The 26,386-nt window shown below is 63.9% G+C and carries 27 protein-coding genes; 21 read left to right on the top strand and 6 right to left on the bottom strand.

Translation table 11 applies throughout. The features are described from left to right. Nucleotides 1-74: 74 nt before the first annotated feature. Nucleotides 75-893 carry a hypothetical protein gene (locus V9L17_RS20820; protein WP_337352738.1) on the bottom strand — a complete coding sequence of 273 codons (819 nt, stop codon included), beginning with the start codon at nt 891-893 and terminating at the stop codon, nt 75-77. Nucleotides 894-1,152: 259 nt separating this feature from the next. On the opposite strand from V9L17_RS20820, the gene V9L17_RS20815 reads away from it, so the two are divergent. The 7 genes from V9L17_RS20815 to V9L17_RS20785 all read left to right on the top strand — a co-directional run bounded on the left by V9L17_RS20815 (nt 1,153) and on the right by V9L17_RS20785 (nt 8,179). Beyond that, a complete protein-coding gene (locus V9L17_RS20815; protein WP_337352737.1) occupies nt 1,153-1,632 on the top strand; it encodes a MarR family transcriptional regulator in 480 nt (159 codons plus the stop codon). Between the two features lie 9 nt (nt 1,633-1,641). After that, complete coding sequence (locus V9L17_RS20810; protein WP_443198054.1) at nt 1,642-2,685, top strand: manganese catalase family protein; 1,044 nt, start codon at nt 1,642-1,644, stop codon at nt 2,683-2,685. 249 nt (nt 2,686-2,934) lie between these two features. Beyond that, nucleotides 2,935-4,425, top strand: coding sequence for a GntP family permease (locus tag V9L17_RS20805; protein ID WP_337349120.1), 1,491 nt, complete (start codon nt 2,935-2,937; stop codon nt 4,423-4,425). A gap of 49 nt (nt 4,426-4,474) precedes the next feature. After that, nucleotides 4,475-5,725 (top strand): CaiB/BaiF CoA transferase family protein, encoded by a 1,251-nt coding sequence (locus tag V9L17_RS20800; RefSeq protein ID WP_337349119.1) that lies wholly within the window; start codon nt 4,475-4,477, stop codon nt 5,723-5,725. Continuing rightward, on the top strand, nt 5,722-6,708 hold the full coding sequence (locus V9L17_RS20795; protein WP_337349118.1) for a hydroxymethylglutaryl-CoA lyase: 987 nt from the start codon (nt 5,722-5,724) through the stop codon (nt 6,706-6,708). Before V9L17_RS20800 ends, V9L17_RS20795 begins: the two co-directional genes overlap by 4 nt. Nucleotides 6,709-6,710: 2 nt before the next feature. Further along, nucleotides 6,711-7,700 carry a 2-hydroxyacid dehydrogenase gene (locus tag V9L17_RS20790; RefSeq protein WP_337352736.1) on the top strand — a complete coding sequence of 330 codons (990 nt, stop codon included), beginning with the start codon at nt 6,711-6,713 and terminating at the stop codon, nt 7,698-7,700. After that, nucleotides 7,697-8,179 (top strand): glycerate kinase, encoded by a 483-nt coding sequence (locus V9L17_RS20785; protein WP_337352735.1) that lies wholly within the window; start codon nt 7,697-7,699, stop codon nt 8,177-8,179. The genes V9L17_RS20790 and V9L17_RS20785 overlap by 4 nt, the downstream gene beginning before the upstream one ends. Nucleotides 8,180-8,202: 23 nt before the next feature. Here V9L17_RS20785 and V9L17_RS20780 read toward each other — a convergent pair whose 3' ends face one another. After that, complete coding sequence (locus tag V9L17_RS20780; protein ID WP_337352734.1) at nt 8,203-8,994, bottom strand: IclR family transcriptional regulator; 792 nt, start codon at nt 8,992-8,994, stop codon at nt 8,203-8,205. A 117-nt stretch (nt 8,995-9,111) separates the two neighbouring features. Between V9L17_RS20780 and V9L17_RS20775 the strand changes: the two genes are divergently transcribed. Beyond that, entirely contained in the window at nt 9,112-9,483 is a 372-nt protein-coding gene (locus V9L17_RS20775) for a VOC family protein (RefSeq protein ID WP_337349116.1), read from the top strand. A gap of 47 nt (nt 9,484-9,530) precedes the next feature. On the opposite strand, the gene V9L17_RS20770 is transcribed toward V9L17_RS20775, so the two are convergent. Both V9L17_RS20770 and V9L17_RS20765 read right to left on the bottom strand, forming a co-directional pair. After that, nucleotides 9,531-11,687 carry an amylo-alpha-1,6-glucosidase gene (locus tag V9L17_RS20770; RefSeq protein WP_337352733.1) on the bottom strand — a complete coding sequence of 719 codons (2,157 nt, stop codon included), beginning with the start codon at nt 11,685-11,687 and terminating at the stop codon, nt 9,531-9,533. Between the two features lie 166 nt (nt 11,688-11,853). Then, nucleotides 11,854-12,375 carry a hypothetical protein gene (locus tag V9L17_RS20765; RefSeq protein WP_337352732.1) on the bottom strand — a complete coding sequence of 174 codons (522 nt, stop codon included), beginning with the start codon at nt 12,373-12,375 and terminating at the stop codon, nt 11,854-11,856. 234 nt (nt 12,376-12,609) lie between these two features. On the opposite strand from V9L17_RS20765, the gene V9L17_RS20760 reads away from it, so the two are divergent. Both V9L17_RS20760 and V9L17_RS20755 read left to right on the top strand, forming a co-directional pair. Next, nucleotides 12,610-13,818: an aspartate transaminase gene (locus V9L17_RS20760; RefSeq protein ID WP_337352731.1), complete on the top strand. Its 1,209-nt coding sequence runs from the start codon at nt 12,610-12,612 to the stop codon at nt 13,816-13,818. Nucleotides 13,819-13,845: 27 nt separating this feature from the next. Then, entirely contained in the window at nt 13,846-14,523 is a 678-nt protein-coding gene (locus tag V9L17_RS20755) for a 4-carboxy-4-hydroxy-2-oxoadipate aldolase/oxaloacetate decarboxylase (protein ID WP_337352730.1), read from the top strand. Nucleotides 14,524-14,697: 174 nt separating this feature from the next. Here the strand turns inward: V9L17_RS20755 and V9L17_RS20750 are convergent, their stop codons facing one another. Together V9L17_RS20750 and V9L17_RS20745 are read right to left on the bottom strand one after the other, a co-directional pair. Then, nucleotides 14,698-14,964 carry a hypothetical protein gene (locus tag V9L17_RS20750; protein WP_337352729.1) on the bottom strand — a complete coding sequence of 89 codons (267 nt, stop codon included), beginning with the start codon at nt 14,962-14,964 and terminating at the stop codon, nt 14,698-14,700. 141 nt (nt 14,965-15,105) lie between these two features. Further along, nucleotides 15,106-16,032, bottom strand: coding sequence for a LysR substrate-binding domain-containing protein (locus V9L17_RS20745; RefSeq protein WP_337349110.1), 927 nt, complete (start codon nt 16,030-16,032; stop codon nt 15,106-15,108). 327 nt (nt 16,033-16,359) lie between these two features. Between V9L17_RS20745 and V9L17_RS20740 the strand changes: the two genes are divergently transcribed. The 11 genes from V9L17_RS20740 to V9L17_RS20690 all read left to right on the top strand — a co-directional run. Further along, on the top strand, nt 16,360-17,448 hold the full coding sequence (locus tag V9L17_RS20740; RefSeq protein ID WP_337349109.1) for an ABC transporter substrate-binding protein: 1,089 nt from the start codon (nt 16,360-16,362) through the stop codon (nt 17,446-17,448). Between the two features lie 50 nt (nt 17,449-17,498). Then, nucleotides 17,499-18,611: an ABC transporter ATP-binding protein gene (locus V9L17_RS20735; protein ID WP_337352728.1), complete on the top strand. Its 1,113-nt coding sequence runs from the start codon at nt 17,499-17,501 to the stop codon at nt 18,609-18,611. After that, a complete protein-coding gene (locus V9L17_RS20730) occupies nt 18,608-19,528 on the top strand; it encodes an ABC transporter permease (protein ID WP_337352727.1) in 921 nt (306 codons plus the stop codon). Before V9L17_RS20735 ends, V9L17_RS20730 begins: the two co-directional genes overlap by 4 nt. Nucleotides 19,529-19,530: 2 nt before the next feature. Further along, nucleotides 19,531-20,346 carry an ABC transporter permease gene (locus tag V9L17_RS20725; RefSeq protein WP_337349106.1) on the top strand — a complete coding sequence of 272 codons (816 nt, stop codon included), beginning with the start codon at nt 19,531-19,533 and terminating at the stop codon, nt 20,344-20,346. A gap of 180 nt (nt 20,347-20,526) precedes the next feature. Then, the gene (locus V9L17_RS20720) at nt 20,527-21,315 is read left to right on the top strand and encodes a LamB/YcsF family protein (protein ID WP_337349105.1); all 789 of its coding nucleotides are present in this window, start codon (nt 20,527-20,529) and stop codon (nt 21,313-21,315) included. A gap of 1 nt (nt 21,316) precedes the next feature. Continuing rightward, a complete protein-coding gene (locus V9L17_RS20715) occupies nt 21,317-22,036 on the top strand; it encodes a 5-oxoprolinase subunit B family protein (protein ID WP_337349104.1) in 720 nt (239 codons plus the stop codon). Beyond that, nucleotides 22,033-23,046 carry a biotin-dependent carboxyltransferase family protein gene (locus tag V9L17_RS20710; RefSeq protein WP_337352726.1) on the top strand — a complete coding sequence of 338 codons (1,014 nt, stop codon included), beginning with the start codon at nt 22,033-22,035 and terminating at the stop codon, nt 23,044-23,046. The genes V9L17_RS20715 and V9L17_RS20710 overlap by 4 nt, the downstream gene beginning before the upstream one ends. Before the next feature lie 47 nt (nt 23,047-23,093). Beyond that, nucleotides 23,094-24,434: an MFS transporter gene (locus tag V9L17_RS20705; protein WP_337349101.1), complete on the top strand. Its 1,341-nt coding sequence runs from the start codon at nt 23,094-23,096 to the stop codon at nt 24,432-24,434. A gap of 82 nt (nt 24,435-24,516) precedes the next feature. Further along, complete coding sequence (locus V9L17_RS20700) at nt 24,517-25,266, top strand: SDR family oxidoreductase (RefSeq protein WP_337349100.1); 750 nt, start codon at nt 24,517-24,519, stop codon at nt 25,264-25,266. Between the two features lie 51 nt (nt 25,267-25,317). Beyond that, nucleotides 25,318-26,262, top strand: coding sequence for a 2-hydroxyacid dehydrogenase (locus tag V9L17_RS20695; RefSeq protein ID WP_337352725.1), 945 nt, complete (start codon nt 25,318-25,320; stop codon nt 26,260-26,262). Continuing rightward, nucleotides 26,259-26,386, top strand: a 128-nt coding sequence (locus V9L17_RS20690; protein ID WP_337352739.1) for an SDR family NAD(P)-dependent oxidoreductase, incomplete at its 3' end; no start/stop codon positions are given. The genes V9L17_RS20695 and V9L17_RS20690, both read left to right, overlap by 4 nt.

Genomic DNA, 26,386 nt, shown 5'->3' with positions numbered 1-26,386 from the left:
AAGCAGGTCACCCAGGGACGTGTTATCCGCCTTCGCATGCGCCGCTGACGCAGGAGTCTCCGGCATCTGGCTGCTCACAGGTGACGACCTTCCGCATCCCGTGCCGTGCTGCTGCGGAACGGATCATCTTCTTCGCGCAGTGGGGTGTCCGCAGCGGTGCCGGTTGGCAACGACTGGGTGGACATCGGGCTGCCCGAGACGGAGGGCTCTTCAAACAAGCCGCGGTCATCGCCTGCCGCAAACACGGTCTCCTGGCGGATGCCAGCCTGCGGGGCGGTCCGGGGAGCGGTCATCGGCGCGGACCTCGGGGCAGTTGCGGACGCCTGGCCGGAGGCTTCCGGTGCCCCGGCGGCCAAACTGCGGGTGAGCCGTCCGGCAAGGACGCCCGCGCCGGCAGCCAGCAGAAGGAACGTGCCTGGACGCTGCCGGGCGAAACTCTTTACCTCTGTGAGCAGCGAACCGGGATCCCGGCTGTCGAGCCAGGATGCCACGGACTGCGAACGGTCGGCGGCCTCCCTGATGAGGTCTGACGCTACGCCGGGCTGGTTGGAGGCGTCCGCCATAGTGCGCAGCTCCGAGGAGACGGAGCGGATTCCCTCTGCAACCTTCTGCTGCTGGGTTCCTGCCTGGCTGGTGAGGTCCGACTTGGCCTGGTGCAGGAGGTCCCGGGCATTGGTCCGTACCTCGGCGGCCACGTTGGAAGCCTCTGCCTTGGCCGTCTGTGCCACATCCTTGGCCGCACCCGTGGCCTGACTGGCTACCTGGGAAGCCTCGCCCTTGACGGCCTCGGTCCTGGAGGCGGATCCGCCAGCTTGTCCAGCCGTGGGCGCTGGGTTGCCGTACTGGTCCAGGGTCGCTGGGGACGCAGTTTGGGGCCATTGGTTTTCAGTCATGGTCGCTCTCTTTCGTGAAGGGTTTCGCTGGCAAGAGCCGCCAGCACTGCTGGCTTCGCAATAGTAAGCATGATTACTAACTAGATACTAAGCACACTTGCTATTGAATATGCAAGGCCCGGCACTAAGGGGAGCGTTCGCGGTCGAGCGTTAGAAGCCCGCTCCTCAAGATAAAAGCCAGGCATCCTTGCCAAACAGATACTAAGCATGCTTATGGTAGGCCCCACACCGGATAGTCCCAAGGAAGGGGCAGCTTGCGATGATCGCCGACTCAGACCGAAAAATCCGGAACGGCTGCCGCCTTCTGTCCTTGTCGGCGAGGTTGGCGCAGCGCCGCCAGGATGACGTTCTCGTCGCGCTGGGGCTGACCCGCGCCGCGGTCATCACACTAGAAGGCCTTGCCGCCGGCGCCCGGAACCGGGAACAGCTGGCCACCGCCGTCCACGCCAGAAGCCGGACCATCGGCAGGATTCTCGCCAGGTTGCAAATCGCGGGGCTGGTGAGCAGGAGCCAGCCTTCGCGCGACCCGCGTCACTTTGTCATCGGGCTCACCGGCGCCGGACGTGTGGCGCTTGAGGCGGCCACGGCCAACCGCGGCCGCGGGAGCCCCGCAGCCGGCGCGCCCCACCTTGCCGCACCGCCGTCGTACGCTCAGCCGGGCTCCATCGAAAACCGCAGCCGGGCCCGACTCCCTTCATTGAAACCAGCAGTCCACCCGAGGTACCAGATCAAAAAGTGAGGAAGATCCATGTACTTGCATACCCAGCAACTGATCAACGAAATCGCCGCCGACGAGCCGGACCCCGCAGCGGCGAACGCTTTGCAGGAAGGGCTGGGCGGGCAGTTCGGCGAGATGCGCACCATGATGCAGTACCTGTTCCAAAGCATGAACTTCCGAGGCGACCCCGCGTCCAAGCCTTACAAAGACCTGCTCCAGGGGGTGGGGACCGAGGAAATCAGCCACGTTGAGCTCATCGGCACCACCATCTCCCAGCTCCTGGACGGCTCCCCGCGGTACCAGGGCAAGAAGACCGATCCCGTGGACCAGCCCGGCGCCAAAGGTGCCACGCCGCTTAAAATCGCCCTGGACACCAGTAATATCCACCACTACCTGGTAGGCGCCCAGGGTGCGTTGCCCGTGGACGCGGCCGGCAACCCCTGGAGCGGATCCTACGTCTATAACAGCGGAAACCTGGTCCTGGACCTGCTGTACAACCTGATGCTGGAATCCACCGGCCGGCTGCAGAAATGCCGGATCTACGAGATGACAGAGAACAAAACGGCGCGGTCCACCATCGCCTACCTGATCGTCCGGGACCAGGCGCACGAGAACGCTTTCGCCAAGGCTCTGGAAAGCCTCGGCGTGAACTGGGGCAGGGTGCTGCCCATCCCCAAGACCAACGCGGAGCAATTCCCCGAGGTCAAAAAGCTGCTGGACGTGGGGCTGCAGAGCATCCAGTACACGTTCAGCGCGGACAACCTCAGCGAAGCCGGCAAGCTCTACCGCGGGGCATCGCCCTCCAACGACGGCACCGAGCTCAGCACCGACGTGATGCCCGAGGGCTTCCCCATGACCATCTCGCCGGAGCGCCGCGAGGAATTCGCGCCGGGCCTCGACCCCGACTTGCTCGCCCTCATCCAGGCCACCGCTGAAGTGGAACTCCAGGACGCGGACAACCCCAAGGACACCACCTCCAGCGGCGCTGCCAGGAGCTCAAGCAGCTCCGCAACTGCAAAGACCGCAACAACTGCAAAGACTGCGAAGACTGCGGGAACCACCAAAAAGCCGTAGTCGGCGGCCGGGGACCGCATAAAACTGAAACGGACGACGCCGGGAATCCCCCGGCGTCGTCCGTTTTGTGCTGCCCGAAATAGGTCCGCTGGGACCGCTTGGGGTGCCTCTAACCTGGACATAAAAGGCGAAAAGTCTTGCATTGTGAGTTCCATCCCATAATATGGGTTTAGAGATGTGGCCTCCCTCACGGTGCACATCTGTTCCCAAGCCTTCAATGTGGAAGGCCCAACGATCGGATTCCCCAACATGCAAGACATAGCTGTCCTGATCAACACGGCTGTTGCGGTCCTCGCCGCCGTGGTCCTGATTGTCCGTTTCAGAGTTAATCCCGTCATCGCCCTGGTCATCGGTTCGGTGTACTTGGGCCTCGCCGCCGGCTTCGGCGTCGAAAAAACAGTCAAAACCATCACCTCCGGTTTCGGCGAGATCATGGTGGACGTGGGTCTGCTCATCGCCTTCGGCGTCCTGATGGGCTCCATCCTCAACCAGAGCGGCGCCATCCGCCGCCTCGTGGAGCACCTGCTGGACACCTTCGGCCCCAAGCGCCTGCCCTACACCATGGGCCTGGCCATCGGAACGGTCCTGCAGTCCATCTTCCTGGACGTGCTGCTCGTGATTTCCGCCCCCTTGGCCCGCAAGCTGGCTCCGAAAATCGGCAAGCTCGGGACCGCCCGGATGGCAACCGCCATGGCCATCGCCCTCGAATGCGGCATCGTCTTCACGGTCCCCGGCGTCGCGTCCCTCGCCCTCGCCGGCCTGCTGAACGTGCCGCTCGGCAAGATGCTGCTGTTTGGGCTCCTCCTGGTCATCCCCACCATCGTCATCTCCATCGCCATCATGACGTTCCTGTTCCGCCGCGGCTTCTGGAACGAAGCCAGGGACGAGGACCACACCTTCGTGGAGGAAGAGGACCGCGAGGGGGAGGAAGAGTACGACGGCGGGACGCGCCAGCCTGCAGCCGGCCAGTCAGCAGCCGGCCAGCCAGCGGCCGGCCACACAGCGGCCGGCGTTTCCGGCGGCAGCGGGCAGGGCACGGCGCCAGGCGCCCAGCCCGGCGGTGGAACAGTCACCGTGGCTGAACGCGAACGGAAGCAGGCACCCTTGATCCTGTTGTTCGCCCCGCTCCTGACCTCGCTGCTCCTCATCGGCGCCGGCGCGATCATGGAGATCCTGGACATCGAAATGCCCTGGCTGCAGCTTCTCGGCGAGCCCGTCATCGCCCTGCTCATCGGACTGATCGGCACGTGCCTCGTCACCCGCGCCGCCATCGGCCAGGAAAAAGTCGAACAGGCCATCACCGTGGGCTTCAAGGAAAGCGGCCAGATCCTGATCCTCACCGGTGTGGGCGGGTCCCTCGCGGCAACCGTCGCCGCGGCCGGCCTCGGCGACATCCTGGGCGGATTCTTCTCGGCGAGCACCGTTGCCCCGCTGCTGGTGGTCTGGGCTATCGCGGCTGTGCTGCACATCGCCGTCGGCTCCGTCACGCTGTCAGCCATCACCGCGGCCGGACTGCTGGCACCGATTGCGCCGGCCATCGGACTGGACCCGGTTCTCCTGGCTCTTGCCGCCGGCGCCGGATCGCTCTTCATGGTTCATGTCACCAGCAACACCTTCTGGCTCCTGCAGTCCCTTTTGGGGCAGAGTGTGAGGGGCGCCCTGAAGTCGGTGACGGTGGGGGTCTCGGTGGCCTCCGTCGTCGCGATCCTGCTGATCCTGCCCATGAGCCTGCTGTTCTGACCGGATCAGCTCCGTCCGTCCAGGCACACGCCAACGAAAGAAGAATGACATGACACAGACACGCATCGCGCCCCTGGAGGGAGTCCGCGTCCTGGAGCTCGGAAACTACATCGCGGCGCCCACCGCTGGCAGGCTGCTCGCCGATTTCGGCGCCGAAGTGATCAAGGTTGAACGGCCGGGAACCGGTGATGAGCTGCGTAACTGGCGCCTGCATAAAGGCGATACCTCCATGCTCTACCGGACCATCAACCGCAACAAGAAGTCAGTGGTCCTGGACCTTCGGACCGAGGCCGGCAAGAAGGCCGTGCTGGCACTGGCCGCCAAGTCGGACATCCTGCTGGAAAATTTCCGGCCGGGCACGCTGGAGCGGTGGGGCCTCGGCCCGGAGGTGCTCAACGAAGCCAACCCGGACCTCATCATCACCCGGATCTCAGCCTTCGGGCAGACGGGGCCGCTGTCCGAACGGCCAGGCTTCGCCGCCGTCGCCGAAGCCTACGGCGGGTTCCGGAACCTCGTGGGTGACCCGGACCGCCCGCCGGTCAGGGTGGGGGTCTCCATCGGGGACTCAATCGCAGGCCTCTACGCCGCCTTCGGCGCCATGATGAGCCTCTACCAACGGGAAGCACGACGGCGGGACGCGGCTGGCGCGGTGCCGCTCACCGAGCGGATTATCGACGTTGCGCTGAACGAGGCCATGTTCTCCATGATGGAATCCCTTATTCCGGACTACCAGGCCTACGGCGTGGACCGGCAGCGGGTAGGCGGGCGGATGGAAGGGATCGCCCCGTCCAACGCGTACATCTGCAAGGACGGCGCCAGCATCGTGGTGGCCGGCAACGGGGACTCGATCTACCAGCGCTACATGCAGACCATCGGCCGCCCGGACCTGGCCGAGGATCCGACCCTGCAGACCAACGCCGGCCGCTGGGCGAAGCGCGAAGAGCTGGACCAGGCCATCGGCGCCTGGACGGCGGAACTGGACGCCGCCGACGCCCTGGCAGCACTGGATGACGCCGGTGTTCCGGCCGGTCCCATCTACACCGCGGCGGACATCAGCACTGATACCCAGTACGCGGCCCGGAACATGATCCAGAAATTCGACGTCTCCACCGGGGAGGAGCTCCTGCCCGGCGTGGGCTTCCCCGGTATCGTCCCGGTGATTGGAGACCAGTCGCTGCCCATCCGGAACCTCGGACCGGACCTGGGCGAAAACACCGATGAAATCCTCCGCGGGCTCCTCAATATGGACTCCGCCGAGATCACGGCGGCCTCCGGCCGCGAGGAGGCCCTCCAGCCATGAACCCCAACGAAACCAGCCTCGCAACAACGCTCGGGAACACCATCCTTCGGGACGTGACCCTCCGGGACGGGCTGCAGCTCACCGGGAAAATGCTCTCCACCGAGCGGAAAGTCGAAACCGTCCGGGAGCTGATCCGGCTGGGCGTTCCGGCCATCGAGCTCGGCTCGATGGCACGCGCTGACCTTGTGCCCACCATGGCCAACACCCTGGAGGTGGTCCAGGCCCTCAGCCCGGAGGAACTGGAAAAATGCTGGATCTGGGTGGCCACCCCCGGCCATGTAGCCAAGGCTTCGGCCGCCGGCGCGAGGAACTTCCAGTACTGCCTGTCGGCATCGGATTCCCACAACAAGGCGAATATCGGCCGGACCACGGATGAAAGCCTGGCCGCCCTGCCCGAGGCGGTGGAATACGCCCGGGCAGTCAACGGCCAGATCCAGCTGTGCATCGCGACATCCTTCACGTGCCCGTTCGAAGGCTATGTGCCCGAGGAGCGCATCCTGTCCATCGCCAATGATCCCCGGGCCGAAGGCACCACGGACATCGTCATCTGCGACACCCTGGGGCAGGCCATCCCGGCCCAGGTTGCCGGGCTGATCGCCCGGGTCCGGGACGAGTCCCCGGCCCGGAGGATCGTCTATCACGGCCATGACACGTGGGGCCTGGGAGTAGCAAACACCCTCGCCGCCATCCAGGCCGGCGCAGCCATGGTGGACGGCGCCCTCGGCGGCCTCGGCGGCTGCCCGTTCGCCCCGGGTGCCAGCGGCAACACCTCCAGCGAAGACATCCTGTTCGCCACCCGCCCGGAGTGGCTGACCACGGACGCCTTCGCGGACCTCGTGGTCCTGTCCGAGGAACTGCTGGCCGAACTGGGGGAACCCAACCGCTCCAAGGCTGCCCAGGGCGCCCGGTCCAAGGCCAAAGCCTTCGACTGGGTCCTTCCCTTTGAGGACGCACTCCAGTCCGGCACAACGGGAGGCAACTGACTATGGGCAGCCATTTCCTCGTCACCACCGCCATCCCGGAACCGGGGCTTCAACTGCTGTCCGACGCCGGCCAGATCACCGTGCTGCCCGAGCCGCCTGACTACCGCACGCTGGCTGCGCTGTGCGCTTCGGGGGACTACGACGTGGTCCTCACCCAGCTGCGCGACGTCATCGACGAGCCGCTCCTGGCCGACGCCAGGGTGAAGGGCGTCTCCAACTACGCTGTGGGATACAACAACATCGACGTCGCCGCGGCAACGCGACACGGCATCGTTGTTGGCAACACTCCCGGGGTTTTGACGGACGCGACGGCGGACATCGCCATGCTGCTCATCCTCGGCACCGCCCGCCGCGTAGTGGAAGCAGACCAGCTGGTCCGCGACGGAAAGTTCCAGGGCTGGGAACCGGAGTTCATGCTGGGACGGGACGTCTCCGGGGCCGTGCTGGGCCTGGCCGGGTTCGGCCGGATCGCCCGCGCCACCGCCCGGCGTGCGCTGGGTTTCGGCATGGAGGTGGTTTTCGCGCCGCGTCCCCCGGGAGAGCGTCCCGTCAGCGAAGAGGAACTCGGCGAGTTCGCCGGCAAGGTCCGGCAAGTGCCATGGCCCGAGCTCGTGGAACGCAGCGATTTCCTGTCCCTCCACGTCCCGCTGAACGACCAGACGCGGCACCTCGTGGACGATGGCGTGCTGTCCCGGATGAAGCCGGACGCCATCCTGATCAACACCGCCCGCGGTCCCGTGGTGGACGAGGCGGCCCTCGTGGATGCCCTGCGCACCGGCGAGATTGCCGGTGCCGGCCTGGACGTCTTCGAGGACGAACCGCGACTTGCGCCCGGACTCGCAGAGCTGCCCAACACGGTGCTGCTGCCGCACGTCGGCAGCGCCACCGTGCGGGTCCGCAGCGAAATGGCCCGGTTAAGCGCGCTCAACGCCATCGCTATCGCCGAAGGACGCACGCCTCCGCACGCGGTCAACCAGATCCCTTCGGCATGACCGTCCTTATTGCCCCGGACAGCTTCAAGGGGACGTACTCGGCGGCCGAGGTGGCGGCGGCCATCGCTGCGGGCGTCAACGACGGCGGGCGTCCGGCGACGCAACTGCCCGTCGCCGACGGCGGGGAAGGAACCTTCGACGCGCTCTGCCGCAGCCTGCGCGCGTCACCCGTGACTGTCGACGTCGTCAATTCCTGGGGTGAGCCGCTGCAGGCGAGCATCGGGCTGGCAGCCGACGGGACCGCCGTCGTCGAGGTGACACAGGCGAGTGGGCTCTCTGCCGAGCGGCTCAGCCCCGCCGATGCGATGGCAGCGAGCCTCGAACGGGTGCGGAACTCCGGACGGCAGATTCCCGTCATTGCCGTAGTGGGTTCCGTAGCGGAGGACCTGGGGGACTATGCGGAGAACTTCGCGGACATCCTCATCGCCACCGACGCTGCTGCGATGCGGGCTGCCGGAAAGACCATCGCCGCGCTGTAGCTTTCCTCGGTTTCCCGGTGCGTCTAGGACTCGCCGGGAAACCGGCCACCGATCAGCCTGGTCATGTGTTCCGCCGTGGTGAGCAGGGGCTCCACCCAGGCTTCGCAGGTCTCCAGCGGCATCCGGAGGGTAGGTCCGCTGATGGTCACCGCACCCACCAGGCCGGCTGCCGAGTCGAAAACAGGGGCGGACAGGCCGGACGCCCCGTCTTCGCGCTCGCCGACCGTGATGGCAAACCCGTCCCGCCGGGTCTTTTTGACGGCCACGGCCAGGTCCTCGGAGGTGGTGATGGTGGATTCCGTGATCGGAGTCAGGGGATCGCGCAGGACGGCATCCATCAGCTCCGGATCCCACGCCAGCAGGACCCGGCCGGCGGAACCTGCATACAGCGGGGCAACCTTGCCGAGGTGCATCTCCCGGCGAAGGGCGTGGCGCGTTTCGGCCAGGGCCACGCACACGCGGTAATGCTGCTCCGACTTGAAGAAACACGCAGTCTCACCAGTGGTGTCGCGCAGCTTCTTAAGCAACGGACCCAGGATGTCCACCACTTCCATGCCGCGGGTTGCCGGGGCCGCCCAGTAGGCCATCCGCATGCCGATGCGGTAGGCATCCTCCTCACGGTCCAGGAACCCCTGCGAGGTCAGGTTGGTGACCAGCCGCTGCACCGTGGACGTGGGCATGCCGGTGTGCTCGCGGATATCACTCAGCGACAGGACCGGTTTGGAGAGGGAAAAAGCATCCAGGATGGAGGTGATTTTTCCCAGGACAAGCAATGGGTTGCCGCCGGACTTCGCTGATGGATCGGACGCTGACATGGAACTCACGCTAGACGCTGCCCGCAGCGGAATCCAGCTGGAGGTGCACATCGCCGATCGACGGATCGGCAGGCGTACCATCGGAATACCCGTCCCCCTTGGAGAGTGGAGTAACCCATGCAGCTTGGTGCCTTTTCGATCAGCCTCACGGTCAAGGACATCGCAGCCTCTGCCGCGTTCTACGAGAAACTGGGCTTCACCAGTTTCGGCGGTGACATCACCCAGAATTGGCTGATCCTGAAGAACGGTGAAACAGTGATCGGGCTCTTCCAAGGGATGTTCGAGAAGAACATGCTCACGTTCAACCCGGGCTGGAACCAGAACGCCGAGGCGGTGGACTCCTTCACCGATGTGCGCGAACTCCAGCGGGAGCTGAAAGGCAAAGGCGTCGAGTTCGTTGCCGAGGCCGACGAATCAACCACCGGGCCGGCGAGCTTCATGGTGGTGGACCCGGACGGCAACCCGGTGCTCGTCGACCAGCACGTCTGACCTGCGGGACAGGCACACGGCTGACCGTAGCCACAGTGGTGAAGCACCTAGCCCGTGCCGCCCAGCCCGGCTTCCTCCATCAGTTCGGTCAGCCAGGGCCGGTGTTCACGGTGGAAGGTAATTTCGTCGGGCAGACCCTGCACGGAAGGTTCGGACCCGGCGATATCGATGGTGATCCGGCTTCCCGCCATGGGCGCGTTTGTAAGGTGCAGGCTGCCGTACGACTCCGGGAGTGCCGGATCCATCCAGAATCCGCCCCGGGAAACGTGGGCGTCGTACCGCATCAGGCTGGTAATCAACATGATCGGTGTGGTCGCTGCCCACGCCTGGGGGGAGCACGCCGTCGGATACGGCACGGGCTCGGGTACTTGCTCGCGGCTGAAGCCACAGAACAACTCCGGGAGTCGGCCATCACTGTAATCGGCCGCCTCGAAAAGTGCCGTGGCGATCCGCTGTGCCTCATTCACGAAGCCGTAACGCATCAGGCCGGCCGCGATGATGGCGTTATCGTGCGGCCAGACCGAGCCGTTGTGGTAACTGGCCGGGTTGTAGGCGCCCATGTCGCTGGCGAGGGTTCGTATGCCCCAGCCGCTGAACATCTCGGGGGACATAAGCCGTTCTGCAACCTGCTGAATTTTGTCCTCATCGACGATGCCGTGCCACAGGCACTGCCCCATGTTGGACGCGCACGCGTCCACCTGCCGTTTCTTCCCATCCAAGGCGATGGCGTAGTAACCGCGGTCAGGCATCCAGAACGCTTCGTTGAACCGCTTCTTCAATTGAGCCGCTTCGGTGGCCAGTTCGGCGGCCAAAGGTGCGTCGCCGGCGTCATACGCTATCCACGCACGGGAAAGGAAGGCGGAGTAGACCAATGCCTGGACTTCGCAGAGCGCGATCGGGGGTTCCGCCACACGGCCGTCCGCGAAGTTGACGCCGTCCCAGGAGTCTTTCCAGCCCTGGTTGATGAGGCCCTGATCGTTGAGACGCTGGTATTCGACGAACCCGTCGCCGTCTTTGTCCCCATAGTTCCGAATCCAATCCAGCGCGCGGTCGGCGTGGGGCAGCAGTGCAGTGATGGTGTCCTTGGCAAAACCCCACCGGCTGACCGACCCGAGAGCCATGACGAACTGCGGAGTCGCATCGACGCTGCCGTAGTAAACGGATTTTCCGCCAAGGGACAGGCCGCTGGAGACGCCGAGCCTGACCTCGTGCAGGATCTTCCCCGGTTCCTCCTCGCTCATGGGATCCACTACGCGGCCTTGGCGGTCCGCCAGGGTCTGCAGGGTGCCCAATGCCAGGGATGGGTCCACCGGTAACGCCATTTCGGAGGCCCAGAGCGAGTCCCGGCCAAAGAGCGTCATGAACCACGGCGCGCCGGCGGCCACGACGATCCGCTCCGGATGGGCGGGATCTTCAATGCGGAGCGCGCCCAGGTCGTCGTAGCTGCGCCGGAGGGTCCGTTCGATCGAGCGGTTGCTGATATGCAGCCTGGGAATCTTCGCCACCCATGCCTGGCGGCGACGATCGCTGGGGGAGGTTTCGCCCCGGGCCGGACGAACCAACGAAGCCGCCGGAGCCGCCCCGTCGACGGTGGGCACCACAGCCAGGGTGGTGCTCCAGTATCCCCGCGGCGGAACAACCACCCGGTAGGTAAGGGCCTCAGGGGTGGCCTCGGCGCCACTGGCGTTGACGATGACACCCTTCCGGACGTCCTGCCAGGTGGCACTGATGGTCAGTGAGTCGCCGTCGGCATGGCGGGCTTCATCCCAGCGCCGCTGGATGCGGGCCTCCTTTACCTCGAAGAGATCCGCGAAGTCTGATTCAACGGTGAGGGCGACCAGGCATTGGGCTTCATCGGAGGAGTAGTTCCGGATGGTGACCTCCTCCAGGATCCCGGCACCGACTTCGCGCAGGCGCTCCACGATCAGGGGGCTGTCCGCGTACCCATCGGAGCGGGGGACGCGGCCAATGAACAAGGCCCTGTAGGGTTCCTGCGTCGATGCTGTCAGCGGCTCGAGGGACTGCCCATTGATGGCCAGGTTCCAGCGCGAGAGGATGCGTGTGTCCTCATGGAAAACCCCGTGCGGATGTTCCGGATGGATGTCCCCATTTGCCAGGGAGATGCAGAAGGATGATCCTTCCACCAACGTAACGGTGCCGGACCCCAACGGCCCGGCGGCCGTGTCTGCATTCCAGCCAGCCATTCCCGCCTCCTTGCAGTGGCTCAAGACCGGCGGCGTCAGGCCATTCTGGGTCCAATCGGCAACCGCAGTCTTGCTCCCTTGGATAGACGCTACGCCTGTACTCACCGCGATGATAGGCGTGGAGCAACCTGAGAGGAACCGGCTGGTGCCCGGCTTACCGTTCGGCCTACACAGCTTGGCTGACCGGCGCTGGCTGCAGTCCCCATGTCATCTTCCGGACGGTTTCCCGCTGGAGTCCGCTTAGCGCTGCGAGCTCGTAGTCATCCAAGACCCCGAGACGGCGGGCTGTGGCCAAGAGCTTCAGGCGCCTCCTTAGGAGGACGGCCTTCGACTCCTCCAGTTCGGCCATCTCTGACTTCAGCTCCCCGATGATGGCCAGATGATGCTCCGCCGGAACGCCCGATGGGAACAGCCCGTCAGATGACAGGCCAATGGTGCGCACAGCCCAGCGCGACAGGCCCGCGGCGCCGGCCAAGCTGGTTATTTTCATCCCGTCGCACAGCGCTTGGGCGATCTGCTGGTTCAGACGGACCGCCAGGGAGCGGATGCTGCTCGCGTTGAACGTAATCCGTTGCCGCTCCTCCCGGAGGAGCACCCGGATCTTTTCCGCCTGGACAGCAGCTGTGTCGGGCTTCCGCTTGCCCCGGTATCGGTAGCCACCGCCGTCGGCATGGTGGGTTAGGGCCAAGAGCACTCCTCGGTTGGGATGGCGCTGAGCGGGCCAGCTTACCTAGAAGGCTAGACAGGTCCGCCCTGCCACGGAAATACCAATAGTGCGTGGACCCATAACCGGAACGTGTGGCCTCCAGCCATAAGGGACGCTTATCCGTCCACGCACTTTAGGTCTTATCCAGACCCGCCGGATTTCCCTAGTGTCAAAGGAAGTGAGTACCGCTGTCTCCTGAGCCCCTAGGAAGAGACCATGTCTAAATTTGTACCTGCAACGCGGGTATCCCGCATCAAGTCCTCTGCCAGCGTTGCCGCCGCTGCCCGCGTGCGTGAGCTCAAGGCAGAAGGGCGCCGGATCCTGGACCTGACGGTCGGCGAGCCAGACTTCGACACGCCCGATCACATCAAAGCCGCAGCCGTTGAAGCCATCAGCAAGGGGGAGACCAAGTACACCTCCGTCACCGGGACCCCTGAGCTGCAGAAAGCCATCCTGAAGACCATCGAGCTGCGCACTGGCCTCCACTACACTCCAGCCGAACTCACCATCGGCGGAGGCGCCAAGCAGGTCATCTTCACCGCCTTCATGGCCTCCCTCGACGCCGGTGACGAAGTGATTGTGCCCGCCCCTTTCTGGGTCTCCTACCCGGACATGGTGCTCGCGAATGATGGCACACCGGTCGTTGTGCCCTGCGGCGAGGACGTCGGATTCAAGCTCACACCGGATGCCCTTGCCGGAGCCCTCACTGACCGGACCAAATGGGTCATCCTGAACACGCCGTCCAACCCCACCGGCGCGGTCTACTCCCCGGTGGAACTCCGTGCGCTCGCGGACGTCCTCGCCGGCTACCCCCACGTCTATGTCCTGACGGACGAAATCTACGACCAGATCTACTTCGGTGGCGGCAGGCTGCCCAGCCTGGTGGAGGTAGCCCCGGGGCTGAAGGACCGCGTCCTCGTCGTCAACGGTGTGTCCAAGGCCTACGCCATGACCGGCTGGAGGTTGGGTTACGCGGCAGGTCCGGCCCCCCTGATTGCCGCGATCAACAAGCTCCAGTCCCAGATCTCCTCCTGCCCGTCCTCCGTCAGCCAGGCTGCCAGCGCCGCAGCCCTCACCGGCGATCAGGGCTTCGTCCGGGACAGCGTCGAAATTTATCGCAGTCGACGCGATGCGGCAGTAGCCGGGCTCAACGCCGTCGACGGCCTGTCGTGTGCGACGCCGGAAGGAGCCTTCTACGCTTATGTCAACTGTGCGGGGGCCATCGGCAAAACGACGCCGGAGGGCGCCACCATCCACGACGACCAGGACTTTGTCCTTTACCTGCTGGACCACGCATCGGTGGCAGCGATCCCGGGATCGGCCTACGGACTTGGCCCCTACTTCCGCATCTCCTACGCCACAAGCCTCGACATCATCGAAGAATCGATCGCCGCCATCGACAAGGCCGTCCAGGCCCTCAGCTGATCAATACTCAAACCGAAGGACAACGACATGATCCACGTCAATACAAAAGTTGACAGGCCGACGGCGGACGCCGTCCAAAGGCTTGCCAAATTCTCCTCAGCGACCATTCACGAAGCCCAGGGCAGGAAGGGTGCGCTCAGCTCCAGAATCAAGCCCATCGACCGCAGTATGTCCTTCTGCGGACCCGCGCTGACTGTCCGCTGCGCCCCGCGTGACAACCTGATGCTGCAGGTAGCCATCCACTATGCCGAGCCGGGCGATGTGGTCCTGGTCTCGGCCGGCGAATTCGAAGAGGCCGGCACTTTTGGCGACGTCCTGGGTAACGCCATGAAGGCCAAAGGGCTGGCCGGACTGGTCACTGACTCAGGCGTCCGCGACACCCAGGACCTGATTGAACTGGGCTTGCCTGTATTCTCCGGCAGCGTCTCCATTAAGGGCACGGTGAAGGAAACCATCGGCCCCATCAACCACCCGGTGGTCTTCGGCGACGAGATCATCTACCCCGGCGACATCCTTCGGGGGGACGCCGACGGCGTGGTTGTGGTCCGCAAGGACGAAGTGGAAGACGTTATCCGCCTCTCCCAGGAACGCGACGACGCCGAGCGCGACCTTATCCGCCGTTACCACGAAGGCGGCACCACCATAGAGCTGTGCAACCTGGCTGAGGTGCTGAAGGCAAAGGGCCTGCTGGTCGAAGACGCCTAGTAACAGACCAAGTGCCGTCGCGCGGAAGAAATCCCGTGCGGCGGCACTGGTACGCGAAAGCCAATTAAGCGCGAACTGGCAGCTAGTACCCTCAAGTCACACGGATATGAGGGTACTAGCTGCCAGTTCGCGCGGTGGCTTGGGGCAGTGTCCGGGGACCGAGGCAGCCGGAACTCAGCCAGCCAGCGAGCGGGCCATCGCGTATGAGCGCTGCGGCCCTGGCAGGGGATAAGCGGGCGGCCCGGAAATGGTTTTGTCCAGGAGCCAGACCGTGGCACCGGAGGAGCCGGCCGGCATGATGCTGCCCTCAAAGACGAAGACTGCCTGGCCCGGCTGGCCTTCGGGAATCCAGAACCCGTTGGCCGGGCAGTGGGAAACAGTCCTCGCCGCCAAGCGGCTGCCGCTCGAAGGGTCCCGGTGCGCGCTGCTGATCTTTTTCACGACGTGCTCCCAATCAAGTAATTTCAGCTAAGAAACCTATTACCGGCTGATCCGGCCTTCAATTACAGATTAGATTCGCGGGAGTGCAATTACTAAGACCAAATATAACTGTCATGATAAGGAAAACGTTTGGGTGGCGCGCTAGCTCGCGTATCTGGAACTTAGCATTTCCTGGAGCATTTCCTTCAAGACCATAAGGACGGCGGATGCCGCCTCTGACAATGGTTCGTGGTCCGGCGTGCAAAGGGCTATTTTGCATTGCAGTCCGGGCTCTACAATCCGGAGGACTCGGAAGTCCTCCTCATGGAAAAGGGCGTCCGCTGCTGACTTCGGCAAGATGGTTGCGCCCATGTCAGCCTCTAGGAGCCGAGTCAGGGAAGGCACGGACTCGACTTCGCCGACCAGACGGAGACTTAGGCCTTTGTTCCGCAGACCGGTTTCGATGATCTGGCGGAGAGTGTGGTTCTGCTCCGGAAGGAACAAGCCGAATTCCGAAGCTTGCTCAAGTGTGATTTCGCCCGATTCGCCCGCAACGGCGGCCGAAACGTTCCTGGCGTTCACCACGAGGTGCAGATCCTCCACGATCATCGTGGTGAACTGCACGCCGCGGATAGGCCCAGGTTCGTAAATAAGGGCCATATCCAGCCTGCCGTTCTTTATCGCTTCGCTGAGGACACCGCCGTAGATCTCCGTCAAATGGAGCACAATATCTGGGTAGCGGCGGGCCACCTCCCCGATTATGCGCGGCGTGAGGCTCGAGGCCATGCTGTACGGCGCGATCGCAATGGACACTCGTCCCGCAGGCGCCGCCCCGGAACTGGCCACGTCCTGCCGGGCCTGTTCCACGAGCCGAAGGATTGTCTGCGCATGCCGGTAGAGCGTGTGGCCGGCGGCCGTGGGCTGGACGCCCTGCTTGCTTCGGATCAGGAGCCTCTGCTTCAAGTCCGTTTCAAGCGCTGACACTTGCTGGCTCAGGGCAGGCTGTGCCACATGCAAGGCAGCGGCCGCTTTCGTGATGCTTCCCGAATCAACGATCTTCACAAAGTAGGCGAGTTTTCGAGTGTCCATACCGGCGTTTCCTTCGTCTGCGGCGCCCTGAAGCCCCGACGGGTCATATCCGGATTCTATGGCGGGATACGCAATAGGTCTTTGTGTGATCCACATCTCGGACGCTAAGTTGATCTCCAGAACATAATTTCTGTGACAAACCGATTATATCCCTACGAGCCATAAGCGGCGATGATGCCCCTATAGGGCTTTTGCATAAATGGTTCCAGTTACAGAAAATGCTGCATTCCTTTACATTCCAGAAATATTTCCTCCATATGTTCTAGGAACATCCCAAGAATCCGATGCTCAATGATCCCGGGTTCCCCTCATTAAGGAAGAGACACAATGAGAGTTATCAGTAAAGGCAAGATCGCTTTAGCTGCTGCCGCGACAGCAGCCGCCCTTGTGCTCACAGGTTGCGGGGGCAACGCCGGGTCCAGCAGTGCGGGAAACTCAAGTGCAACGTCGGGCGAGGTAAACCTGATTGCCTACTCCGGGGTCTGGCAGGACCAGTACACGGCCGCCGTGATCGAACCCTTCAAGGCCAAGTACCCGGACATCAAGATCAACTACGCGTCCAAGCGTTCCTCCGCCGAAATGCTCAGCGCCCTCCAGGGGCAGAAGAACAACCCGGCCACGGACGTGGCAATCATGGACAACTCGGTTTCAACAACAGGCAACACCCAGGGACTCTTCGACAAGATTGACGCCGCCGCCGTTCCGAACCTGGCGAACGTGCCGGATCAGTTCAAAAACAAGGATGGGTTCGGGCCGGTAGTCATGCTCGACGCCGTTGGCCTACTGTATGACACGGACACGTTCCCCAAAGCCCCTGAAAGCTGGGAAGTGCTTTGGGATCCGGCATACGCGGGCAAGATCAACGTCAACGCTCCGCCCTCCCTGCTGGGACTTTCCCTGACCGCCATCACATCGAAGATGGAAGGGGAGGACTACACGCAGAGCATCGACAAGGCTGTGGCACGCCTGAAGGAAATGGCACCAGGCGTCCAGACCTTCGCGCCAAACCCCGACGAATACCAAAACGTGATCACCGGCCAGACGGTGCTGGGACTTGGGCAGAACGCCCGCGGCCAGTTCTACAGCGACCAGAGCAACAAGAAGATGGGCGTGACCTTCCCCAAGGAAGGCACTGTCTACCAGATCAACACCGTGAACGTCGTGAAGGATGCGCCCAACAAGGCGGCTGCCCAGACCTTCGTTGACTACGCACTGTCCGCCGAGGCGCAGACCGCGTTCGCTAAGGCCTTGTTTTATGCGCCTTCCGTCACCAACGCCGAACTTCCGGCCGAGGTCAAGGACCGAGTGGTTCCCACTGACGGCTCCCTGAACATCGTTCCCCTTGATGTTGCGTTCCTGTCTTCGGCCCGTGACAAGTGGACTGACACCTGGAAGCGCCAGATCATCACCAAGTAGCCGTCACCACGGCGCCCCTCCCCACACCCTGCTTCAGGAGAACTGAAATCGTGACTGAAACAAAACTGTCGATCGTGGATCTGACCAAGAGATACGCTGCCGGTCTTGAACCGGCCGTCGACCGCCTGAACATGGAGGTGGAAGAGGGGCACCTGGTGGCGCTCCTCGGCCCGTCAGGCTGCGGTAAGACCACCACGCTGCGGATGGTCGCCGGCCTGATGGATCCGACCGCTGGCTCCATCGTGGTTGATGGCAAGGAAATCACCCACACTCCCGTCAACAAGCGGGGCATGGGGATGGTCTTCCAGTCCTACGCCCTCTTTCCGCATATGAATGTCGAACAGAACGTGGCGTTCGGGCTGCAAATGCGCCAGACCTCCAAAGCCGACCAGAAACGCCGCGTTGCCGGTGCGCTGGACATGGTGCAGCTGGGACACCTGTCCAAGCGGCAGGTCCGGGAACTTTCCGGCGGACAGCAACAGCGCATCGCCCTGGCACGCGCACTGGTCGTGGAGCCCACCCTCCTGCTCCTGGACGAGCCTTTGTCCAACCTGGACGCGAAACTCCGCGAAACGATGCGGACTGAGATCCGCTCCATCCAGCAACGGACCCGGGCGACTACACTGTTCGTTACGCACGACCAGGACGAGGCACTGGACATGGCGGACCGTATCGCCGTCATGAACGGGGGGCTCATTGAGCAGTTCGGTTCCCCCACCGAGGTCTATGAACGTCCGCGGACGCGGTTCGTCGCAAACTTCATTGGCCAAGCCAACTTCCTCACCGCCCGGGTCGTGTCAGAGACAGGTTCTGCCGCCAGGGGTGAAACGCATTACCGGGTTTCCATCGATGACCTCGGGCAGTTCGGTGCAGTGGGCGCACCAGGCCTGGCCGGTTCCACGCATGAACTGGTCATCCGCCCCCACCGGCTCCGCGTGGCCATGCACCCTGCGGGGGTCGAAGCCATTGCGGGCGTTATTGAACGCGTCAGCTACACGGGCGATGCTGTCTCCGTGGCCGTCAAGGCCGGCAACCGCGTCCTGCAGGCACAAATGCCGACTTCAAGCGGCGACCTGCCACGTCCAGGCGACGCGGCTTACCTTTCGTGGGATGAACAGGACGCATACCTGTTGCCTGCCGCAGTGAAAGCACCAGCAGCGTGACCGTCACAGAGACACAGACCCCGGCCGTCCTCCGAGCCGGTGCTGCTGAAGGTGAGCTGGAAAAGGCTACCAGACGCCGGAACCGGCGCACCTACCTCGCCCTTCTGTTGCCGGGTCTCCTCGGCCTCGTAGTCAGCTTTGTCTTCCCGCTGGCCTACATGGTCAGGATGTCGTTCAACAGGGGCGCTCCCGACGGAATCATCGAAGAGACATTCACGCTGGACACTTACATTCAGCCCTTGACCGATCCTTACTACTGGCGGGTCACCCTGGACACCTTCCAGATGGGTGTCACCGTGGGCGTCCTCTGCGTCCTGGTGTCCTACCCGGTGGCACTCTTCCTCGCCAGGAGCACCAGCAAATACCGCGGGCTGCTCATCGCCGTCGCCATCGCACCCCTGCTGACCTCCGCCGTTGTGCGGACCTATGGATGGATGGTGATCCTGGGTACCAACGGCCTGGTCAACTCCACGCTGGACGGAATGGGCCTGATTGATGCACCCCTCAAGCTCACGAACAATATGACCGGGGTAACCATCGGCCTCGTTGAAATTTTTATGCCCTATGCCATCCTCGCCATGATCTCCGGCTTCGGGCGCCTCAGCCCCCAACTGGAAGAAGCGGCCGGCTCCTTGGGCGCGAGCAAGCTGCAAGTGTTCACCAGGGTCACGCTTCCCTTGAGCCTGCCCGGCATCCTCACGGCGTTCCTGCTGGTCTTTGTGCTGTCGATCAGTACGTTCATCACCCCCCGCCTCCTCGGCGGCGGCAGCGTCCAGGTACTGGCAACGGAAATCTATGACCAGACCACCGGACTGCTCAACTGGCCGTTCGCCGCAGCGCTATCCGTCATCCTGCTGGTCCTGTTCGGACTGATCATCGCGGTCTACCAGCGCCTCACCAAAAAGATCGGAGGCTAGCCATGTCCGAGGCACGCCTATTCAAACCACGGTTCAACCCGGCCAAGCCGGCGTTCGGCATCCTGGTGTTCCTGCTCTACCTTTTCCTCCTGGCGCCGTTGCTGATCGTATTCGTCGTCTCGTTCGCCTCCAACCAGTACCTGTCGTTTCCGCCGGAGGGCCTGACCTTCAAGTGGTATGAGATGCTGCCGGAGGAAAGCACTTTCATGAACGGCATGCGGGTCAGCCTTATCGTGGCAGTCGTTGTCACTGTTATCGTGCTGGCCCTCGGCGTTCCGGTGGCGCTGGCCCTGGACCGGTTTGAGTTCAAGGCCAAGGCAGCGGTGCAGTCATTCTTCCTTTCCCCGCTGCTGATCCCCAGCATTGTCCTGGCCCTCGGCATGGTCCTGCTCTTCGGGCCCCTGGAACTGAACAACACCTACACGGGAATCATCATCGGGCATGTGGCCATCACCATCCCGTTTGTCATCAGGACAACGCTCATGAGCCTTGCCACCACTGACACCTCCTGTGAAGCGGCGGCCAGGATCCTCGGCGCCGGGTCCTGGACGGTTTTCCGGCGGATCACCCTTCCAATCATCCAGCCCGGCGTCATTGCCGGTGGCGTCATAGCCTTCATCGTGTCATTCGACGAGGCAGTCATCTCGCTGTTTGTTGCTGAATCAGGGCTGCCGACACTGCCCGTACAGGTCCTGCGGTATGTGGAGAACTCTGCCGATGCAGCGGTCGCAGCATTGTCCGTCATCCTCATCCTGATCTCGCTCGCCGTAGTGGTTGTGGTGGAGCGCGTCATGGGGCTCCGCAAGGCCCTGCGTTAGCGGAACCGGATAGGCGCCGGTCATAACTGGGGCCTATCCCGTGACACCGATTACGTCTTTGTGTGGGGCAGCGCACGGTGCCACCCTTGAATAGGGCGGGACTGCAGCAGTTGGCCCAATGTTTTTTCGGCCCCTACGGGGCATTCCAGCTCAGTACACAATGAAGGGAAGGCACACACTATGGGTCGCACAGTTGATCTTGTGGCAGATCTCGGTGAAGGCTTCGGTGCCTACTCCCTGGGTGATGACAGCGCACTTCTTGAAATCGTCTCCAGCGCCAACATCGCTTGCGGATTCCACGCCGGAGACCCCGATATCATGGCCCGCACGGTCGCGGAATGCGTCCGCCGGGGTGTCAGCATCGGGGCACACCCGAGCTTCCCCGATCTCCGGGGCTTTGGACGGCGCACCATGGACCTTACTGCCGATGAGGTCCGCAATGATGTCCTCTATCAGCTCGGGGCCCTATCGGCCTTCGCCGGCTACCACGGCACCCGCGTTTCCCATATCGCCCCCCACGGGCGGTTGGGGAACCTCGTCGCCACACGTCCTGACTACGCCGCGGCCGTCGCCGATGCCGTTCACCGCGTCCGTCCGGACCTGATCGTCCTGGCCCAGGATGGTGAGCTTTCCCAGGCGGCGGCAAGCCGTGGGCTGCCGGTGGGCATTGTCGGCATCGCCGACCGCGCCTACGAAGACGACGGAACCCTGGTGCCCCGCAGCCAGCCTGGGGCCGTCATCCACGACCCGGCAACAATCATCGACCGCACCATCCGGATGGTGTGCGAGGGCGTCATCGAATCTGCATCCGGCCTGAAGCTTCCCGTCGTAGCGGACACCATCCTGCTCCACGGGGACAACCCCGGCGCCGTGGACCTGGCCCGCCTCATCCGCAAGGAGCTGACCGCCGCCGGCGTCACCATTGCCCCGCTGGCCCAGGTTCTGGCAGCCAAAGCGGAAGCGGCCTGAGATGCCTGACACCCCAACACCCATCGAGGTACACGAGTCAGGCGACGCCGCGGTTCGCGTCGTCGCAACATCCCTTGACCGTGAACGGAACTGGGCAGCGGTCCATGCGCTCGCGGGATGGTTTGAGATGGCCGACGTCGACGGCGTCCACTGCGCGGTTCCCACCTATGATTCGGTATTGGTCGAATTCGATCCCTATGTCACTTCTGCGCGCCAGATCCGGGCCTTCGTCCTCCTGGGCATGCGCCAGCTCGATTTTGTTGGCGCACCCGCCCGTATGCCCCGGCGCTTCGACGTCCCGGTGGTCTACGGCGGCGAATACGGACCGGACCTCCAGAAGGTTGCGGACCACGAGGGCCTGCCCGTCTCAGAGATCATTGCCCTGCACACCGCCAAGTCATATATCATCCGATGCCTCGGCGCTCCGGCAGGGTCCCCCATGATGGACGGTCCGGAATTCCCACTGCCCGTACCACGGCTTAAGGACCCCCGGCTTTCCGTGCCGGCGGGCGCGGTCTCCGTCGCAGGCCGTCAGGCAGTGATCGCCCCCGCGGTGGCTCCCGGCGGGTGGTGTGTCATCGGACAGACGCCATTGACAGTGCTGAACCCTGACAAACAACCGCTCGTCCCTTACCTGCCCGGAGACCTGCTCCGGTTCCACGAGATCACCGCCGCCGATTTCGAGCGCTACGCGGGCCTTGAACTGGAGGCGTCGAAATGAGCGGGACCCTGACCATCCTGCAAGCGGGCCATTCCGTCGTGACGGACCTGGGCCGGTTCAAGGGGCCGCGGTACGGGCTCCCCGTGAACGGGGCGTTGGACCAATTTTCGGCACGGGCCGCCAACATCCTGGCCGGGAACAAGGACAATGATCCGCTGCTCGAAGTCACGGCGCTGGACTTCCGGATGCGCGCGGACACGGATTTGCTCATCGCCGTGACCGGGGCGCCCGTAACCCTGACTGTAGGCGGACGCGAGTGCCCCCAGTGGGAACCAGTTTCTGTCCTGGCAGGGGAAACCGTGGCCCTGCGCAGCATGAACACCGGGCTGCGTGCCTACATCGCCGTGCATGGCGCGTTGGACGCCCCGATGCTGCTGGGCAGCTGCGCACCGGACACCGTCGTTGGATTCGGCCTGAAACTCACCGACGGAACCACTCTCGGGGCCCGGGAGACTGTGCCGCCCATCAGGCAACCGTACTTCGACCTTCCTCTGTTCCGGCTGGGACTTTCCCGACCCGGCGTCAGTGCCCACCCGGTCATCGACGTCACAGACGGACCGGACATCGCCGAATTCGGTGAAACCGCGGAGCTCCTATTCAAGACGAGCTACACCGTCAGTGGCCGGAGCAACCACATCGGCCTGCGCCTCGGTGGGGCGCTGCCGGAACGGCAATCGAGGGCCGAAGTACTCTCCAGGGGCGTCCCTGTCGGAGCCATTGAGGTCCCGTCCCGGGAAGAACTCCTGGTACTCCACCGCGGACGGGGAGTGACTGCCGGCTACCCGGTTCTTGGCGTGGTCACCAGCCGCTCGCTGGACGTCCTCGCGCAGGCAAGGCCCGGGAACATCATCAGGTTCCGCAATACAACGGTGGCCGAGGCCACTGGGCGGCACCGTGCCGCCATGCGTGAGCTTGAAGCGCTGCGCACGTCAGTAAATACAGTCTTTGGCCTGCTCGGCGTCGGGGCGCCGGCAAGCTGGCTGGACCTCATGCCGGCCTCGGGAAGCTGAGTTCAGTCATGTCCGGCCTTAGTCACCAGAAACAAGTAAGGATCAAGATGTCAACGTCAACCCAAGCGGCCAAACCGCAGAACGATCGCCTGGATGCCAGGCAGACCCGCAAAGTTGTGACCGCCGGCTGCGTCGGCATTTTCGTGGAGCTCTACGACAACGGCATCTTCGCCTTTATGGCCGGAACCTTGGCATTGGTCTTCCTGGCTCCCGGCAATCCGGACAACGCCCTGCTGTTCGTCTTCGCCGGCTACGCCGTGTCCTTCTTCGTTCGCCCCCTCGGCGCCGTGGTCTGTGGCTACCTCGGAGACCGCATCGGACGGCAAAAGCTGCTGGTCTTCGTCATCCTGTTGATCAGCGTGGCCACGGCGGGCATCGGCTTGCTGCCGGCCTACTCCGCCATCGGCATTGCGGCACCGATCCTCCTGGTCCTGCTCCGCATGCTGCAGGGATTCTCCGTAGGTGGCGAAGCCGCCGGTGCCATGACCTTCCTCGCCGAGCACGCTCCGGAAGGCAAGCGCGGCATCATCACCTCATACGCCCAGATTGCCTCGTTCGCAGCCCTGCTCACCGGTACGCTTGTCGCATTTTCCATGTCACCCTGGCTCACCCAGGCAGCCATCGACGGCGGCGGCTTCGGCTCGTTCGCCTGGCGCATCCCGTTCCTGGTGGCCATCCCGATGGGCGTCATCGGCTGGTACATCCGCAAGGCCATCGCGGACACCCCCAACTTTGTAAAGCTCAAGGAAGAGGGCGGGCTGTCCAAGAACCCTCTGAAGGAAGCCTTCGCCTCGGCCGAACACCGCCGCGCCATGCTGCTGGCCCTGTTCATCCCGCTCATGAACGGCTCCGGCTACTACGTCCTGTTCTCCTACATGCCCACGTTCCTCAAGGGCAAGCAGCTCAACTTCACCATCGGCGACGCGCTCCTGGTCACCGCCTGCAGCCTGGTGGTCATCTGCATCGCCATCCCGTTCATGGGCGCGCTGTCGGACCGCGTCGGCCGCAAGAAGGTCATCGCCGGGTCCGCCATCGCCATGGCTATCCTCGGCATCCCCGCTTACGCCCTCATAGCTACGGGCGAGATGCTCCTGGCCATCCTGGGCGCCTGCATCATGGCTGTGGTGTTCGCCGGCCACACTGCAGTGATCCACATCCTGATCGTTGAACTGTTCCCCACCCGGGTGCGGTACTCCGCCTACGGCCTGGGCTACAACATCTCCTCGGCACTCTTCGGCGGCACCGCGCCGCTGCTGATGACCTGGCTGATTTCCTCCACGGGCAACATCTACATGCCCGCCTTCTACGCCGTCATCACCGCGCTGGGCACCCTGGCCGCCGTCAGCACGGTCAAGGACAGGGCGCACCTTCCCCTCCGGGATGCCTGACACCAAGTTGTGAGCCGGGGAGCACGTCCCCAGCCCCGAAACCCTCCTAATCTTCACCCAACCACCCTCATTGGAGACTTCCATGCCTTTTTCTGACTACTCAACGGCCCTGGTAACCGGCGCCTCCACCGGAATGGGTGCCGCCATCGCTGAGCGGCTGGCAAAGCGCGGACTCCAAGTACACGCCTTCGCCCGCAATGAAGAACGCCTGAAAGAACTGGCGGACCGCACCGGAGCCATCCCGCACGCCGTCGACCTTACGGACACTGCTGCGCTGACCACAGCGGTGGACGGCCTCAACGTGGACGTACTCGTCAACTGCGCCGGCGTTTCCCGGCCCGGAAATATCCTCGACTCGACGGAAGAGGATATCGACGAGTTGGTGGACGTCAACCTGCGCTCCCTCCTGCAGCTGACGCGCCTGGTCCTTCCCGGCATGGTGGAGCGGGACAACGGCCACGTGATCAACATCAGCTCCATCGCCGGCGTCTACAACTTCTACGGACACACCGTCTACCACGCCACTAAGGCCGCGGTGCACCAGATCTCCCGCCAGCTCCGCAACGACACCGTGGGCAAACGCATCCGTGTCACAGAGGTCTGCCCCGGCCGCGTAGAAACGGAAATCTTCGGCCGCAACATGGGCGGCAGCCCCGAGGCCATGGAAGAGGCCTGGAAGACCTACTACGAAGGCTACGAGTCCCTGACCACGGACGACATCGTCAACGCCGTTGACTACGCGGTGGAGACACCCCGGCACGTAAACGTGGGCATGCTCGAACTCATGCCCACCTTCCAGGTCCCCGGCGGACTCACCTTCGACAGGCGCTAAGCGCCGACGCCGGCCCGCTCACCCCACACCCCAGGATCGATAGGTTTTCCGATGCAAACAGTCCGCACCGTCAGCTTCCCCGACCGGCAGCTCCTCGCCGATCTCTCGCCCCTACCCGAAGGGCTGCGAGGGGTCGTGTGGGATCTAAAATCGGAGCCCGACGGCGGGACGCTCAGTGAGATCGACGGCGTCATCCTCCCGTATATCGACGCCTCCGCCGTGCTCGGCTCGCTCGGCCAGGTTCCGGCTCTGAAATACGTGCAGACCCAGTCCACGGGGTACGACGGGGTTATTGAGGCGGCCGGGCCGGCCGCGGGTGTAGCCAGCGCCTCCGGTGTACACGCCGCCGCCACCGCGGAACTGGCCGTGGGACTGATCCTGGCGAAGCTGCGCGGGATCGACCAGGCGGTCCGCGATTCGCAGCACGGCCTCTGGCGGCCGGAACGCCGCCGGTCCTTGGCGGACCGGCGCGTGCTGCTGCTGGGCGTCGGCGGGATCGGCCACGAGATCGCCCGCCGCCTGGAGCCCTTCGAGGTCACCGTCACGCGGGTGGGGAGTTCGGCCCGCACCGACGAGCTTGGCCAGGTGCATGCCTCGTCCGAACTGACCGAGCTTGCAGCGACGCACGACATCCTGGTCTCGGTGCTGCCGCTGAGTGAGAACACGCACCAGTTGGTCGGTGAAGAGGTTCTCGCTGCCCTGCCTGACGATGCCCTAGTGGTGAATGTGGGCCGCGGCTCCGTGGTGGACACGGCTGCCCTGACCAAGGAAGTCCTGTCCGGTCGCCTGCAGTGCGCCCTCGACGTCCTTGATCCGGAGCCGCTGCCGCAAGACCACCCGCTGTGGTCCACCCCCAACGCCCTGATCACCCCGCACGTGGGCGGCAACGCTTCCGCCTTCCAGCCCAGGATCCTGAAGCTGCTGCGGAAGCAGCTCGAAGCCCTCGCCGCCGGTGAAGCCCCGGCCAACCTCGTGCAGGCAGGCCCCTTCTCATGAGTTCTTTGTTTGATTTGTCGGGGCGGGTTGCTTTGGTGACGGGTTCGAGCCGGGGGATTGGTAATGCGCTGGCGCGGGCGTTGGCCGACGCCGGTGCCACCGTGGTGCTGAACGGGATCAATGC

It is taken from the genome of Pseudarthrobacter sp. CCNWLW207 (assembly GCF_037203945.1).
Lineage (GTDB): Bacteria > Actinomycetota > Actinomycetes > Actinomycetales > Micrococcaceae > Arthrobacter.
Note: the sequence above shows the minus strand (reverse complement) of the source record. Positions and strands in the feature narration are given on the sequence as shown.